This is a genomic window from Streptomyces graminilatus (genome assembly GCF_001418565.1).
Classification (GTDB): domain Bacteria; phylum Actinomycetota; class Actinomycetes; order Streptomycetales; family Streptomycetaceae; genus Streptomyces; species Streptomyces graminilatus.
Genome location: NZ_LIQQ01000584.1, coordinates 1 through 2,515 on the forward strand (window position 1 = coordinate 1; position 2,515 = coordinate 2,515).

1 protein-coding gene is annotated in these 2,515 nt (G+C 75.5%); it reads right to left on the reverse strand.

Annotated elements, in window-relative coordinates:
• On the reverse strand, nt 1-2,513 hold a 2,513-nt coding region (locus AOK08_RS37235; RefSeq protein WP_479683335.1), incomplete at its 3' end, for a type I polyketide synthase.
• Between the last annotated feature and the right edge of the window lie 2 nt (nt 2,514-2,515).

Sequence of the window (2,515 nt, forward strand, 5' to 3'; positions counted from 1 at the left end):
CCGTGCTCACCGCCGCCGTGGTTGCGGCGCAGGGTGGGGACCACCACGGGTGCGGTGCCCGCCAGTTCGGCCGCGTCGGCCACGGCGGCGGTGAGCACGGGGTGCGGGCTGATCTCGATGAACACCCGGTGCCCGGCCTGGGCGAGCGCGGTGACGGCCGGTGCGAAGGCGACCGTCTCCCGGAGGTTGCGGTACCAGTAGGCGCCGTCCAGCACGGGATCCGTCGCGTCCCGTACGACGGTGGAGTGGAAGGGGATGCGGGCGGGGCGCGGGGTGACGTCGGCGAGGGCGTCGAGGAGTTCCTCGCGGATGGTCTCGACGCCCGAGGAGTGGGAGGCGTAGTCGACGGCGACGCGCCGGGCCCGTACGTCGTCGGCGGCGCACGAGGCGAGCAGGGCCTCCAGCGCGTCGGACGGGCCGGCCACCACCACGGCGGCGGGGCCGTTGACGACGGCGAGTTCCAGCCGGTCGTCCAGGTTCGCGAGGCGGGCCCGGACCGTCTCCTCGGACTCGGGTACGGCCACCATCCCGCCGTGGCCGGAGAGCCGGGCGCCGATCAGTTCGGCTCGGCGTACGGAGATCCGGGCGCCGTCCGCCAGGGAGAGCGCCCCGGCCACGCAGGCCGCGGCGACCTCTCCCTGCGAGTGGCCGACGACCGCGGCGGGCCGTACTCCGTGGGCGCGCCACACCTCGGCGAGGCTGACCATGACGGCCCACAGCACGGGCTGGAGCACGTCGACCCGGTCGAGGTCGGGTGCGCCGGGCGTCTGTCGTACGACGTCGGTCGGGGACCAGTCGACGCAGGCCGCGAGGGCCTGTTCGCACTCCGCCCAGCGGGCCGCGAACGCCGGTTGGGCGTCGAGGAGTTCGCTCGCCATGCCGGCCCACTGGGAGCCCTGGCCGGGGAACACGAAGACGGGGCCGGGGCCGGTGCCGGAGTCGTCGGGGACCGGGGCGGTGACCGCGTCGGGCGTGGACTCGCCCCGGGCGAGCGCCGACAGGGCGCGCAGCCGGGCGGGGCGGTCGGCGCCCAGGACGACCGCGCGGTGGGGGAAGAGGGTCCGGGTCGACAGGAGGGCGTGGCCGATGTCGTCCGGGGAGGCGTCCGGGGCGGCTTCGAACAGCGTTCGCGCCTGGTCGGCGAGGGCCTGCGGGGTCCGGGCCGACAACACCCAGGGGATGTCGGCGAGTTCGGCGAGTTCCGTGACCGTGGTGTCGTCGCCGGTGGTGGTGTCCACGGGGGTTTCCGCAGACGTTTCCGCGTCCCAGGACGACAGCACGACATGGCAGTTGGTGCCGCCCAGGCCGAAGGCGCTGACGCCCGCGACGCGGGGTCCGGGTCCGGCCGGCCAGGGCTCGGTGGTGCGCTGGACGGTCATACCGAGGTCGGCCAGCGGGATGCGGGGGTTGGGGGTCTCGTGGTTGAGGGTGGGCACGAGGCGCGCGTCGCGCACGCACAGGGCGGTCTTGAGGAGACCGGCGATCCCGGCGGCGCCCTCCAGGTGGCCGATGTTGGTCTTGACCGAGCCGACCCGCAGGGGCTGTCCCTCGGGGCGGGCCGTGCCGAGGGCGGCGCCGAGCGCGGCGGCCTCGATGGGGTCGCCCTCGGGTGTGCCGGTGCCGTGGAGTTCGACGTACTGGATCTCGGCCGGGTCGGTGTCCGCCCGGGCGCACGCGAGGAGGACGGCCTCCCGCTGGGCCTCGGCGTCGGGTGCGGTGAGGCCGCTGCCGCCGCCGTCGTTGTTGACCGCGCTGCCCCGGATCAGGCAGTGGATGCGGTCCCCGTCGGCGAGGGCCGCCCGGAGCGGCTTCAGTACGACGAGGCCGCCGCCCTCACCGCGTACGTAGCCGTTGGCGCGGGCGTCGAAGGTGTGGCAGCGGCCGTCCGGGGAGAGCGCGCCGAGTCGGGCCACGGCGAGGGTGCTGTCGGGGGACAGCACCAGGTTGACGCCGCCCGCGAGTGCCACCGCGCACTCGCCCCTGCGCAGGCTCTCGACGGCCAGATGGACCGCGACCAGCGAGGAGGACTGCCCGGTGTCGACCGTGAGGCTCGGGCCGCGCAGCCCCAGGGTGTACGAGACCCGGTTGGCGAGCAGCGAGCGCTGCACTCCGGTGAAGGTGTGCGGGGTGACGGCGTCGGGGCCCTGGTCCTGGACGAGTCTCGCCCAGTCGTCGGCGAGCGCGCCCACGAAGACTCCGGCGCGGCTGCCGCCGAGTGTGGCGGGGACGGTACCGGCGTGTTCCAGGGCCTCCCAGCCGAGTTCGAGGAGCAGCCGCTGCTGCGGGTCCATGGCGGCGGCCTCGCGCGGTGAGACCCCGAAGAAGGCGGCGTCGAACCCGTCCACTCCGCTCAGGAAGCCGCCCCGGGCGGGGATTCCCGGCTGGTCCGGAACAACGCCGCGGCGTTCCTCCGGCACTTCGGCCACGGCGTCGCCGCCACGGGCGAGCAGCTCGGCGAACTCCGCCGGGTTGCCCGCGCCCGGCAGGCGGCACGCCATGCCGACGACGGCGATCG